Annotated in this window: 13 protein-coding genes; 4 read left to right on the top strand and 9 right to left on the bottom strand. The window is 35.0% G+C overall.

Features of this window, described 5'->3' with window-relative positions; translation table 11 throughout:
* Positions 1-17 precede the first annotated feature (17 nt).
* The 4 genes from gatB to aspS form a co-directional block, all read right to left on the bottom strand.
* Positions 18-1,535 carry an Asp-tRNA(Asn)/Glu-tRNA(Gln) amidotransferase subunit GatB gene (gatB, locus tag AB0A59_RS08225; RefSeq protein ID WP_458742840.1) on the bottom strand — a complete coding sequence of 506 codons (1,518 nt, stop codon included), beginning with the start codon at positions 1,533-1,535 and terminating at the stop codon, positions 18-20.
* Positions 1,532-2,995, bottom strand: coding sequence for an Asp-tRNA(Asn)/Glu-tRNA(Gln) amidotransferase subunit GatA (gene gatA, locus AB0A59_RS08230; RefSeq protein ID WP_458742842.1), 1,464 nt, complete (start codon positions 2,993-2,995; stop codon positions 1,532-1,534). Before gatA ends, gatB begins: the two co-directional genes overlap by 4 nt.
* A gap of 2 nt (positions 2,996-2,997) precedes the next feature.
* Positions 2,998-3,231, bottom strand: a complete 234-nt coding sequence (locus AB0A59_RS08235; RefSeq protein WP_458742844.1) for a hypothetical protein — start codon at positions 3,229-3,231, stop codon at positions 2,998-3,000.
* A gap of 104 nt (positions 3,232-3,335) precedes the next feature.
* Positions 3,336-4,697 (bottom strand): aspartate--tRNA(Asn) ligase, encoded by a 1,362-nt coding sequence (aspS, locus tag AB0A59_RS08240; protein WP_458742846.1) that lies wholly within the window; start codon positions 4,695-4,697, stop codon positions 3,336-3,338.
* Positions 4,698-5,294: 597 nt separating this feature from the next.
* Here aspS and trxA point away from each other — a divergent pair.
* Positions 5,295-5,630 (top strand): thioredoxin, encoded by a 336-nt coding sequence (trxA, locus tag AB0A59_RS08245; RefSeq protein WP_458742847.1) that lies wholly within the window; start codon positions 5,295-5,297, stop codon positions 5,628-5,630.
* A 71-nt stretch (positions 5,631-5,701) separates the two neighbouring features.
* A complete protein-coding gene (alaS, locus tag AB0A59_RS08250; RefSeq protein WP_458742848.1) occupies positions 5,702-8,509 on the top strand; it encodes an alanine--tRNA ligase in 2,808 nt (935 codons plus the stop codon).
* A gap of 202 nt (positions 8,510-8,711) precedes the next feature.
* On the opposite strand, the gene AB0A59_RS08255 is transcribed toward alaS, so the two are convergent.
* Together AB0A59_RS08255 and AB0A59_RS08260 are read right to left on the bottom strand one after the other, a co-directional pair.
* Entirely contained in the window at positions 8,712-9,806 is a 1,095-nt protein-coding gene (locus AB0A59_RS08255; protein ID WP_458742850.1) for a DUF1297 domain-containing protein, read from the bottom strand.
* Between the two features lie 66 nt (positions 9,807-9,872).
* Positions 9,873-10,190: a twin-arginine translocase TatA/TatE family subunit gene (locus AB0A59_RS08260; protein ID WP_458742852.1), complete on the bottom strand. Its 318-nt coding sequence runs from the start codon at positions 10,188-10,190 to the stop codon at positions 9,873-9,875.
* 133 nt (positions 10,191-10,323) lie between these two features.
* Here AB0A59_RS08260 and AB0A59_RS08265 point away from each other — a divergent pair, with 133 nt between their 5' ends.
* Positions 10,324-10,644, top strand: a complete 321-nt coding sequence (locus AB0A59_RS08265; protein WP_458742854.1) for a hypothetical protein — start codon at positions 10,324-10,326, stop codon at positions 10,642-10,644.
* On the opposite strand, the gene pyrH is transcribed toward AB0A59_RS08265, so the two are convergent.
* From pyrH to tmk, 3 genes are read right to left on the bottom strand one after another with little or no spacing between them, the layout of a single operon-like run.
* The gene (pyrH, locus tag AB0A59_RS08270) at positions 10,637-11,320 is read right to left on the bottom strand and encodes a UMP kinase (RefSeq protein ID WP_458742856.1); all 684 of its coding nucleotides are present in this window, start codon (positions 11,318-11,320) and stop codon (positions 10,637-10,639) included. The genes AB0A59_RS08265 and pyrH overlap by 8 nt on opposite strands.
* Before the next feature lie 33 nt (positions 11,321-11,353).
* Positions 11,354-12,658, bottom strand: a complete 1,305-nt coding sequence (locus tag AB0A59_RS08275) for an HD domain-containing protein (protein ID WP_458742858.1) — start codon at positions 12,656-12,658, stop codon at positions 11,354-11,356.
* A 45-nt stretch (positions 12,659-12,703) separates the two neighbouring features.
* On the bottom strand, positions 12,704-13,300 hold the full coding sequence (gene tmk / locus AB0A59_RS08280) for a dTMP kinase (protein ID WP_458742859.1): 597 nt from the start codon (positions 13,298-13,300) through the stop codon (positions 12,704-12,706).
* A gap of 85 nt (positions 13,301-13,385) precedes the next feature.
* Here tmk and AB0A59_RS08285 point away from each other — a divergent pair, with 85 nt between their 5' ends.
* The gene (locus AB0A59_RS08285) at positions 13,386-13,715 is read left to right on the top strand and encodes a hypothetical protein (protein ID WP_458742861.1); all 330 of its coding nucleotides are present in this window, start codon (positions 13,386-13,388) and stop codon (positions 13,713-13,715) included.
* The last annotated feature ends 5 nt before the right edge of the window (positions 13,716-13,720 follow it).

The raw sequence follows: 13,720 nt of genomic DNA on the forward strand, positions 1-13,720 counted from the left end.
GGATGAAAATATTGGATTTAATTTACTCTTATGGCTTCTTTGATCAATTTCATAGCAATTTTGGGATTGGCTCTTCCTTTAGTTTCTTTCATTATAAGCCCTAAGACATAATTGATGACATTTGGATTATTTTTTGACTGTTCTATCAGATGAGGCTGAGAATTTATGATTTCCTGAATTATCTTTACAATCGATGCCTCATCAGAAATTTTTTCTATTTGCAAGTTCTCTATTATTTTCAATGGACTTGTACCAGATTTGATGCTCTTATCAAATATCTCTCTTGCTATAGATCTGTTTAATGATTTTACCTCTACTAGTTTCGCGATCTCGGCTACCTGACTCGGCGAAACGTTCAATGTATCTAGCCCCCTTACATTGTGATCAGTTAAACCTTCCCTATCTTTCTCATTAATCTTTGTAAGTAATTCATTGACTATCCAATTGGATATTTCTATCGGGGATTTATAGTATTTTAGTGATTGTTCAAAAAAATCACTTATTTTTTTATCGTTAATTAAAATCTTCGCTGTATGGTCGGTTATCTTGTACACTTCAATATATCTCTTTAGCCTGTCAATTGGTAATTCAGGCATATTGATTCTTACCCTGTGCACAAAATTGGGCCCCAAAATAATTCTCGGAATATCAGGCTCTGGAAAATAACGGTACTCCTCTTCCTCTTCTTTAGATCTGGCGGCTACAGTCACCTTTCTTTTCTCATCCCAATGTCTGGTCTCTGATTTTATCTCAATATCATGCATAATCAGAGTTTTTTGTCTAGTGATCTCATAATATATTGATTTTTCTACCTCTTTAAATGAACTAATATTCTTAATTTCAACTTTATTTCCACCTCCTAAAGAAACATTAACATCGCATCTAACTGACCCTTCCAAACTTGGATCGGTGACTCCTAGATATTCAAACATGTTAACAATTTCATTTAAGAAAGTCCTAACGGCTATTGGACTAGTAAAATCAGGTTCTGTTACGATTTCAACTAACGATACACCAGCCCGATTGTAATCAATAAGTGAGTAATTATTTGCAGCGGATTTATCGTCTTCATAAGTTATTTTTCCTGGATTTTCTTCCAGTTGAACTCTGGTAATTCTTATTTTACTTCTCTCCTGACTTTTGTCAGTTGAATCAGTTTTGAATTTTGATTCTCCAACAAATTCAATTGTCCCGTGGTAACCAATACTGCTTAATTCATAGGAGTTATACTGGGTTATTTGATAATTTTTGGGCAAGTCTGGGTAAAAGTAATTTTTTCTATAAAATGATACCTTTTCAGGAATAAGACAATTAAAGGCCATACAGATCATAGAAGCAAATTCTACTGCCTTCTTATTTACTAAGGGCAATGTACCCGGCAATCCTAAGCAAATAGGGCATGTATTTTCATTTGGAGAGGAATTTCTATAATTAGACAGACAATCGCAAAATAGCTTTGTATGAAGATTAGTTAGCTGACAGTGTATTTCTAGCCCTATTTTCAAATCTGGAGCTATCTTCATTTTATTGCTCATATACTTGGATCCCTGGTCTCAAAACTATCAACTTTTTCAAGCAAAACAGCAGCATCAATTAATTTTTGTTCGTCAAATGCATTTGCTATCAGTTGCACTCCAATAGGAAGGCCTTTTTCAGATAGACCAGCCGGTATCGAAATTGCAGGTATTCCGGCAAGATTAGCTAATATCGTGTAAACGTCTAAGTTGTATTGTTCTATTGTTTGTTCTGTTTTTTCACCTATCTTAAATGGCAAGATAGGCATCGTCGGTAAGAGTAAAATATCATATTTATTGAACAACAAACCAAACTCTCTTTTAATCTTTGATCTTAGTTTTTGTGCTTTTGCATAGTATTTTCCAAAATAACCAGCTGACAACACATAGGAACCTAGAAGAATCCGAAGCTTTACCTCATCTCCGAATCTTGATCTGGATTCGGAAAAGAAACTATTCCATTCATAACCTTCGGGGCTACCTTCATAACCATATCGTAAATTGTCAAATCTCGACAAATTACTGCTTGCCTCTGCTGTTGCTATGATATAATATGAAGCTAACGCATAATCAGAGAGAGGCAGTCTTGTGTCCTCTATTTCACAACCATAGTCTTCTAACTGTTTGACTTTTTTTCTGTTATTTCTGGCCACTTCAATTTCTGAATCATCAATCAAGTTACCAAGTACACCAATTTTATACTTTTTAGACAAAATATCGTCAATACTATTCATTTGGTAATTGTATTTTTGGTGAACAGTGGTATTGTCTCTAGGATCTTCTCCAGAAATAACATTTAAGATTGGAACCAAATCGTATATGGTTCTTGCAATTGGCCCTATCTGTTCTAATGAATTAGAATAAGAAACCAGTCCACTCCTACTCACACTTCCATAAGTCGGTTTAATTCCAATAACTGAGCAAAAGCTGGAAGGACATCTGATCGATCCACCTGTATCTGATCCTAAAGATAAGGGTATTTGCAATGAAGCAACGGAGGCGGCGCTTCCTCCCGAAGAACCACCAGCGACATAATCAATATTCCATGGATTTCTAACTGGACCAAAAACTGAATACTCAGAAGTAGTCCCCATTCCAAACTCATCCATATTCAATTTTCCTATAATGATACCATCTTGCTCCTCAATCCTGTTTACCACCGTTGAATTATAAGGAGATATGTAATCAGCTAACATGCGAGAAGCACATGTATTTTTTAAACCTTGCACACTGATATTATCCTTAATTCCTACCGGAATGCCGGTCAGTAAACCAGTGTTAACTCCTTCTTTAACTTTCTTATCAATTGCTCTTGACTTTGTTATGGCACTTTCAAAATTATGGCTAATGAAGGAATTTATTTTAGAATCAACTTGTTTTATCCTTTCAATAATTATCGAAATATACTCTTCAGCGCTAATCTCTTGCTCCTTAATCTTTTGTGAAACTAAGAAGGCTGGTAATTCATAAAGATTTCTCAATTTCAAATCCTTGGTCCGAGAACAAAGCCGTCTTTGATATTCTTTAATTTGATCATCATTTGAGCTGTTTCCGAGGATCTTAGATGTGGTCTCGGTTTGTCGTTTCGCAAGTTTTCAAAATCCCGTTCTAGCTTTAAATCCTCGATGTCATTGTCTTCAGAACCGTCAGTTGTGAATCCATCTAACTTGTCGAACATTAAGAGCACTTCCTTCAGCTTTTCAGAAATAGCCGTCATATCTTGCTCGGGTATCTCCAACTTAGTTAAATTGCATAATTTTCTAATATCAATACCCATCGCCATGGTTAGCTAATGGGATCTAGACGTACTTTATATTTATCTTATGGGGTAAGTCTATCTATATCTCTAGGATAAAAAGTCGCATCCCTTATATTATCTAGTTTTAATATAGCCATCAATAGTCTTTCTAGCCCGAGTCCAAAACCAGCATGGGGGGGAACTCCGTAGTCAAAAACCCTCAGGTGGTAATCGAATGCCTGATGACTCAACCCCTTCTTTTTCATACTCTCCATTAAATTATCTTTATTGTTGATACGTGTACTACCGGATGACAATTCTAGGCTTCCATACATTAAATCAAATGATTCACTTAAAACATGAGGATCATTTTCTGTATTTGGACCGGGTAAAGGATCGATTTTCTTTGATTTCACATAGAATGGCTTTGTAGAAGCTGGCCAGTCAGTGATAAAATAAAATTCATCTCCAAACAAATCCTTGAGTAGTTTGGGTGCAATATCATCACCCCATCGAATATACTTGTGACTATTTTGTAAATTTTCCACTAATTGAGAATAAGTAATTCGACTGAAAGGTTTACTAACGTCAGGTAGTTCAATTTCCAAACTCTTTAGTTCATTTTCATTTTTGTCCCTGATATTTTTAATAATATGACGTATCAAGTTATCAAGATAATCCATCATGTCATTATAGTCTACATATGCTTTTTCCACATCAATGGACATTGCTTCAGAAAGATGCCTGTTTGTCCTAGAGGGTTCAGCTCTAAATATAGGAGCTATTTCAAATACATTTTCAAAAGCCATTGTCAATTGTTCTTTATATAACTGCGGGCTCTGTGCCAAAAATGCCTCCCTATCATAATAAAAGATTGGAAATAATGCTGCACCTCCTTCGGTAGCAGTGGCTATCATTTTGGGTGTATTGACTTCGACGAAATAGTTGTCACTTAAATACCCCCGAATAGAATTCAGAATCGTATTCCTTATTTTAAAAACATTTTGTAAATGATTTCTTCTTAAATCGATGGCCCTAAGGTCCAATCTGGTGTCAATACCAATCGAAGAAATAGCCTGTGTAAGGAATGGTGCAGATTTATTGGATACGGAAAGGATTTTGATTTCCTCAGGTATTATTTCAAATTCGTTGCTCGAATTCTTTTGTTTAACAACTTTTCCACGGATGGCAATTGAGGAATGCTCTTTCAAACTTTTTAATGACTCAAATATACCCTCACTCAACTCCTTCTTCTTTACAACAATTTGAATATCACCAAACCTATCTCTTACCTGGACAAAAAGTACGTTCCCATGATCTCGTTTTGAAGATATCCATCCTATAACTGCAACTACTTGATTAATTACGGAATCAGAAATTTGAAAGGAATAGTGAGTCCTTCTCCATTCGCCCAATTCATCTTCAGCAATGATTTTGTCTTCCAATATTATACAATAATTTCAAATTTTTATAAGAATATATCTTTTTCACCTCAGAAAAGGTATATCCCTTAGACATTGATTTTCTTCTAATAATGCTTTATGTGTTAACAAACTACAACTGTGACTCAATTTTGACTAAATTTCATTCTAGCATGCTATTTTAGCTCTCAATTGCATTCTCATGTTCGTTGAAACTAGAGATCGTGATTTCTTACTTATCTTCTAACAAAGTAGATTCCTTATGGGATGAGAAAGACGTTTGAAAATGATATTTAGTAAATTCAACCCCAGTCAGCATTCTGTGAATTTGTACAGATGAATCACAGAATGCATTATAGATTTGAACTTCAGATATAAAAGGGGGCCATAATGGCTACCATATCTGTCTCAACATTCTTTAGTAAATCTTTTAGTATAGACGTTTTCACACTTATTTGAATTATTTATAAAATAGGAGTCAATAGCCAGGCTTGTTTCAATTTTTTAATTTTTATCCTCCTTACTTGTAGGTAATGCATTTCTACCGCTCTTATGAAGCATTGTAAATCTATTTTTGTTATCGAACAAATATTCAAATACGGTTAGAGCATAATAATCTTTATGGGAAACGAGAATGTCTTTCATGTAACAACCGGAAATTGGGAATCAGAGGTCCTCAAATCTGACAAACCAGTTTTTGTAGATTTTTGGGCTGAGTGGTGTGGTCCATGCCGTATGGTTGGTCCAGTTGTTGAACAAATAGCACAATCATATTCAGATAAAATTAAAGTGGTTAAACTCAACGTAGATGAAAACCAAGAAATCGCAATGAAGTATGGTATCCAATCTATTCCATCACTGTTGATTTTCAAAAACGGAAAAGAGATAAAAAGAACTATTGGTGCTGCTCCAAAAGATACTTATGTTAAGTTCATCAACGAGGCGATTTCTTCATAAGCAAAAATTATTTACCTGCCCTTGTAGGATTTAAAAGCATTAATATTCTCAATACTTAAATTATTTTTAATTTGAATAAATCCGAGCTTCTTTCACTTTTCTCAAATGATTATAAAAAATATTATAAAGTTTCGCTTTTTGAAAAATTAGGCTTTATTCGACAGAGTTGCTCAATTTGTAGCAGATACTTTTGGGCTATTCCACAAAGATCAATTTGTCCGGATCATGAAAACTACTCATTTATTGGAAATCCACCCACTTCAAGTAGATTTAGTTATACCCAATCGTGGGAGAAGATCAGGGATTACTTCGAAAAAAATGGTCACAGCATAGTTAACAGATATCCTGTTGTATGCAGGTGGAGAGATGACCTTTACTATACTATCGCCTCAATTGTAGATTTTCAAAGAGTTGCCGATGGTAAAGTAATCTTTGAATTGCCCGGCAATCCCCTAGTAGTCCCTCAAATGTGTTTGAGATTTAATGACATTGAGAACGTTGGTATTACCGGAAGGCACTACACCTCATTTTGTATGGTAGGGCAAATATGTGATGCCGATACTAAAGGAGGGTACTGGAAGGATAAATGCATAGAATTGGATTTCGGATTGTTGGTAGACGTATTTGGAATACCTAAAACTGAAATAACGTTCGTAGAGGATGTATGGATGGGGGCTGGAGCATTTGGTAGCTCGCTTGAATATTTTGTAAGAGGATTAGAATTAGGAAATGCCGTCTTCACAGAATTTGAGGGCACAGAAAAAGATCATAAGGTTCTTAAAAATAAAATAATAGATATGGGAGCAGGTTTAGAGAGACTTTCCTGGATTACAAACGGAACTCCAACTAGTTACGATTGTACTTTTGAACGGGTACTAAAGAGGATATATGAGATGTGCGGAATGGATAGTATATTTACTTCAAATAGAAACAACAATTATCAAACCAAGATACTTTCAGATTACTTTAGCAGAATTTCTGCAAAGTTGGAATCTACATCGGATATTTTGTATGTAAAAAAACAGATAGCGCTAGAATTAAATATAGATTTTGAAAAATTGCAAAAGATTGTAGTTCCATACGAATCATTATACACAATTATAGATCACACAAGAACTCTAGTTTTCGCTATAAGCGACGGCTCATTACCATCCAATGTTGGTGGTGGGTATAATTTGAGGGTTCTTCTTAGAAGAACACTTTCCCTATTAAAAAAACTCCGCCTAGGACTCAAAGTTACAGACATTGTTGATCTGCATTTGGACCAACTTCGGCCTCTCTATCCAGAATTGATAGAATATAGAAACGATATTCACGAAATTTTTGATATAGAGAGTAGAAGATTTATTGAAACACAAGACAGAATTGTTGCGATTTCAGCTAAAATTAAGAAAGGTAAAACCAAATTGAGTGTAGATGATTTGATCCGTCTCTATGAATCCGATGGGGTTACTCCAGATTATCTGGTTGAAAACGGACTTCTCGATACAGTCCCAGCAAATTTTTATATAAGACTTTCAGAATTACATTCTATCAATCGTTCTGAAAAAAGGGATAAAAAAGAATTTGATTTTGATGATAACGTTGATCTTGATAGTATTAATGGTACTGCCTTACTGTATTATAACGATCCACTTAAATTTGCGTTTAGCGCAAAGATCTTAAACATATTTAACAAGAATCTAGTCATATTAGACAAAACCTGTTTTTATCCAAGGGGTGGGGGACAGGAACCTGATTTTGGTTACATCGGCACTTACAAAGTTGATAACGTGGTGAAAATTAAAGACAAGGTATTTCACCATATAGTTGGAACTTTGGAGCTCAATGAAGGAGATGTTGTTGATTGCATAGTCGACAAAGAGAGGAGGCTGGCTATCACAAAGAATCACACCGCCACTCACATAATTAATCATGCTTCAAGAAGTGTTTTGGGCTCATGGGTCTGGCAAAATTCAGCATTCAAGGATGAAACTTATGCTAGGTTAGATATTACACATCATTCCGCTTTATCCAGAGATGAAATGCAGGAAATTGAAAGAAAAGCAAATGAAATTGTCAGAAGGAATTTACCAGTCATGATTAATTGGTACGGTAGGGGAATAGCAGAACAGAATTATGGCTTTAGAATTTACCAAGGAGGTGTTGTTCCAACAAACGATGTAAGGATTGTTAACATCGGCGGTCTAGATATTGAAGCATGTGGAGGAACCCATGTTTTCAACACGGGCGAACTGGGTTTAATAAGAATACTAAAAACAGAAAGAATTCAGGATGGTGTTGTCAGAACAGAATTTGTTGCAGGAGAAAATGCTTTGACTCATGTTCAGGACCAAGACAACCAAATACAATATATTGTCAACAAACTTGGAACAAACCGCGAAAAAATACTAGAAGCATTTTCAAGAAATTTCAACGAATTAGATAAATCTAAAAAGAAAATTAAGAATCTTTTGAAAAGAATTTCAATTGTATCCTTGGATCGAATAAATAAGGAATCCTTCGTTCTCAACTCAGGATCGAATGAAGATAGATTTCTGAGGTATTATTTTAAAATAGATGAAGAGTTTGATGACGAATTTCATCTTTCGGTGGGTCAAATCTCGACGGAGCGAAATTCAGACCTCATCTATATTTCAGTTATAGTCACAGAAAATAGATCTGCTAAAGTCATTGTTTTTTGCGGAAAGGATGCTATAAAAATTGTGAAGGCAAATATGTTAGCAAGTCATCTCTCAAGAATACTTGGTGGTTCAGGTGGTGGAACTCCAAATTTTGGTCAAGGTGGAGGAACCATGCTAGAAAGCCTCCCAAGTTTTAGTGAAACGGTTAGGAAAATTTTAATCGAAAAGCTTGATGAAACAACAACAAAGGATTAATCCTTTTTAAAGATAGAAAGGAGATTATTCCAAAAAACCCATCTTCCGGCTTTAGATCAATTCGAGATATTTTCTGAATATCCCCCTGGTATTCTGGATCCGTGAATCCGGACTGTACTTAGGTCACAGTTACTTTTGCAATGCCCCCCACTTATCAGAATTTAGTGTTGGTTTAAGAAAAAGGATTGATTCTGCAAAACATCTAAGTGACTAATTTCTTGAGACTGTTTGGGTTTTCAAGCCCGCGTCTGATTTCCATAGCTATCCGCCTACCAACACCGAATGTTTCTCCATATTTATATTTAGTATATGGAGTAGTGGTGGCAAGAATTGGATTACCGGGTACCCTAAGGGAGACATCGTATACTATAATGTCCAAATCCACAGTAACTACACTTTGTAATGAAAAGGGACCAACAATTCCGGGCGGATATTCTTTTAGAGTACACTGGACAAATTTTTCCCCCATTTTAAATACTTTATCCAAAAGTGATTCCCTAATACTCGCTGGCGTATGTCCAACTTCTATATTCTGCAGGTCAATTGGCATTTCAAGTTGATTTACAGCTGGTATCGATGTTGTAAAGTCATGAATGTTGGTTTGTAGTCTTCGTTCTATACCCAAAAATTCAACTTCTCGATCTACTGGTGAATAGAAATAATTAAAATTAAAATAAGTACCTATAAGGTATTGTTCTATAGTTGAGGTATTTTCCAAGTCGGATTTAGTAATTAACCCTGCTTCAATTCTCTTTGCAGATTTTTTTTTAAAGTCTTCATAAGATGTTACTATGAAGAATGCCCTCTCTAGTTTTCTTTTGGCTTCCTGAACCTTGACAAGGGCAGGACCTTCAATTTCATCTGGTGTAGTATATATTTTTGGCATAAGAATACCAGCTTTTCTTAGCAGGTCATATTGATTATTTAGTGAGTGTCTCTCCTCAGCTTTAAGAATATACCTGTTTCCAAATATAGGGATTTTTAGTAATTTTTCAATGTTGTCGATCCCCAAATATACTACAAATGATCTGTGTGGAATTAAAATTGTGTTCAAGTCAAGTAATTTTTTTTGATTTTCGGCGTACATTAAATCAGAAAAATTATCCAAAATTAATATTTCATCAGCTAATCGTCTAAACCTTTGATAGGGTAACTCTCGGCCTTTTTGGCATATGCATATGGTTTTAAACCCCTCATCTTTGGCGCCATCCATTATCTCTAGAGCAGAATGGCTTCCAATTACCCCGAGAGTAATATTATTTAAATCATATTTATCTATCAGTTTATCTGCATTCATTTTAAGTTTTCATTCCAGGATGTATTAAATGAATTTTTATCATTTCTTACTTTTATTTTTAATAATCTATTTTGGTGTACCCTGTTTCTTTAACTCTTCATCAATGGCGTTTTTCAAGTCTTGATCATCTTTATTTGAGTAATCAACACCCAATGTCTCTGCAATCGATTCCAGTTTTTCTCTGTCAATGGATTGTTGCGATTTATCTTGATTAGATAATGATTCGTTAGAAAGAGACTTCTTTGCCTCCACCCTAGCTTTCTGAAACTCGCTTGTTGCTCTCCCCATTGATCTAGCTAATTCAGGGATTTTTTTGGCACCAAAAAATATGACAACGATAACTAAGATTATTATTATCCATTCCATCCCATTTATGAATGCCATAAAAATTAATTTGTAATCCCCATTAATAAACACATATCAGAAAAATGCCAAGATAAGTTTCCTTTACGATTGAGGATCTTTGTTAATTCGCAAAATGTAAATATGCCTCTATACGAATACAGTGAATCATATTATGAGGTACAACGAAGCGGCATTTATTGGACAACAGCGTGCAAGAGCCGCCCAAATGAAATTATTTGAGTACGCTGGATTTGCGATGTTAACTTATACAATAAAAAAAAATCCCAATGATGAAGGATTCATGCCAGTAGGAGAAGAATTATTTGTTAGTAAGGCCACCTATGACAACAACATGATAGTATATCTTACTGACGAAGAAGGGTTTGCAAAGGCACAAACTAAACCTATGAGTATCCCTGATGGCGATAAATTATTGGAAAAGATTTCATTAGCGGGTTTAAAAAGATATGATGGTGAGTTAAAGACTATATAGTAATTTCAGTTCCCATCTTGACATTTTCGAGTACCAATTTTTCAATGTTGTTTGTAGTGGATTTGAATACCACCGTTGCCAATTTGGATCTCTCTATCACTTTTAAGCTTATCAAGTCCATCAAATCATAAGTACCAGCCATCGACTTTTCTGATTTTAGAATGTTTAAACAGTCTTGTACATTTATTTTGTCGTATTTTTTGGCCCCCTGATTTACCCTGGGATCAGAGTCGTATATTCCATCAACATCAGTAGCATTGTAAAACTTTGTCGCACTCACTCGTTCGGCAATTAAAGCAGAAGTTGCGTTTGTGCTCTGACCAGGATAAATTCCACCAGTCACGATTACTAAGCCTGACAGAAGAGCTACCGAAATTTCCTCTAAATTTTTAGGTGGTAGAGGATAACAAAATTCGGCTAGACCCGAGATCAATAGTCTTGCATTCAAATGTGAAACCTGTATCCCAATCAGATCTAGCCCAGACTCATCCATTCCAAGGCTTCGTGATAAATCGATATAAAATCTTGCGATCTTCCCCCCGCCGGTAACTATAATTGGTTGAAAGACGTTGCTTATTTTTTTTATTAGCTGCACATACTCATTCAATTGCGCAGATTCAGTTTCAAAGTTAAATAAACTCCCACTCAGTTTAATCACTATCCTTGGTTTAATCATAGAATCTCATTTGGCAAGTGATTATAAAAATTGTTAGAATTTTTGATCTTCAAATTCCTTTAGTATAGATTCAAAAAAATTCCTTTTTTCTTTGGTAGTATATACTCTAATCATATCAAGATAGCCGGTGATGACATTAATTAATGGTAACTGATCAAATGATTTCTCGTATTCTGTTTGCTTATTAATTATCATAATTGAAGTAACTTCTTCCTTCTTTGGAGCCAAAGGTATTGAAGGTGCACGAGAAATATCTAAAAACACAGGTTCCCCAGAATCTTGATGATTTCCGATAACGCTTTGGATAAAATGCATTTGTTTTTCAAAATCACTTGTCCCATCAGGAACGCCTAGTGGGAATTGTTTACTGTCACCAGCGTTTTCAAATCTTTGATTGGATAATGAAAAGTATTCATAGATGCATTTAAGCAAATTTCTGTTTTTGTAATCTCTAGCAAGCTTTACTGCAAAAGTATCCATGTGCCGGGATTTTGGGGCTTGAAAATTGCATAATAATTCAAGGACCATTTCGTCATGTAAATTAAGGTAATCCTCTAGCGAATCAAAATCAGTCAAGTGCAGAGCCTGATTAAGATGTTTCATGGAGTGTAATATCATGACTTCGCCGGATCGGACAGTCTTGTGAAAATAAACAGACTTGAACATTTGATATCTTGAGATGAGCATGGACTCATATGAATACAAAGCAGATTTGTTAATTCCCAAAACTTTTGAAGACGCAACCTCCAGGGAATTAATAATTCTAAAATAATCTACCTTACCATATTCAGTACCTGAAAAATAACTGTCACGAGGCAAGTAATCCATCAAATCTACTGATAATCCACCAGAAATAACTTCATTTAAATATCCTGAATTATGTTTTCCAAAACTTAGGGAAGATACAGTAGAAGGACTATAACCATTGCGTTTTATTATATCTGATATTTTGGTTTCCAAGATGATCCTCTCGCCGAGATTCTCATGAGAATAGTTTTTGGAATCTTTTAGGATTTCCTCAAATAAATGTGAAAACGGACCGTGTCCAACGTCGTGTAATAGGGCTGCCAATCTTAGGTGTTGAATCAAATCGGCATCTGCAAAGTATCCCTTATCAAATAATGTTTGACCGGCCATCCCAGCCAAAAACATTGAACCAAGTGAATGTTCAAATCTAGAATGAAGTGCTCCCGGATAAACGAGATGAGCGCCAGCTAACTGACGAATTCTCCTGAGCCTTTGAAAAATATAGGTATCGATTATCTCTATTTCAACATTTGTAAATTTTATGTTCTTATGTATTGGATCAGTAATTTCACCTACATATTTTAGAGCCATTGTTCTTCTAAACACCCTTATTCTATATTCAGAACAATAATACTATTACTCTCCTATTATATTTAGGATTGATTTGAAAACAATGTCCGTAGAATTTTCCGAATAAAGAACATTCCAATTGAATATTTTAGCAAGTTCAAGATAATTAGCTCTTACTTTTTCTAAGAATTCTCGACTTTTCTCAAATTCATCTAAAATAAAATTATTCGCAATACTCCGTAGATAAGAAACATGAGGACTGACATCTAGTATTATGGTAACGTCTTCCTTTGGCATACCTCTATCTAGTGCAGACAACCATTCGAAATCTAATCCATTTGCCAAGCCATATACGAGGTTGGATTGATAGTATCTGTTCATGATTACTGTTTTTCCGGATTTTAAGGATTCTAAAATCTCTTCTTTTTTCTCCCATCTATTACTTGAAAGAAGCATGTGTTTAGTTTCAGCGTTGTATTCAGCTTTGCCATCTAAGAAGGCACGAATTTCTTGTCCTATCTTGGTAGAGTAATCCGGAAAGCCTAACAGCTCTGCCTGTCCACGACGTTTGTCATTGAGATAATCAAATAATAATCGAGCTTGGGTTGTTTTTCCTGACTTGTCAAGGCCCTCCAGCACGATAATTCTCCCCCCCGGCTCCATAGTTACACTTTTTCCCTTAATGAGTCGATCATAATATTAAGGGAAAAAGTTTTAATTTATAAATCCTATAGATTTAACTACACCATTGAAACCTAAATTTATCAAACCTGTGCTTATTTTATCGAGCATTTATATCTTGATATACTTTGCATTTGCTTCCGGAATAATTAATTCTATAATAGAAGGCCAAAATTATAATCAGGCTGTTTTTCTACCCTCTAGAGCTGTCCAAAATAATTATGAGACCGCGATAGGTATTATTATAGTGTTATCTGGATTTATTGGCGCCCTTATCGCGGTCAAGGGATTAAACGTAGAAAAAGTATACGAAAAATATGCCTTGATGGGTTCAGGCTTTATGATAGTGATGATATCATTAATTTTCATGTACAAAGTTATGGAATTAAAGGCTTAGGTCAT

This window comes from Candidatus Nitrosocosmicus sp. T (genome assembly GCF_054408485.1).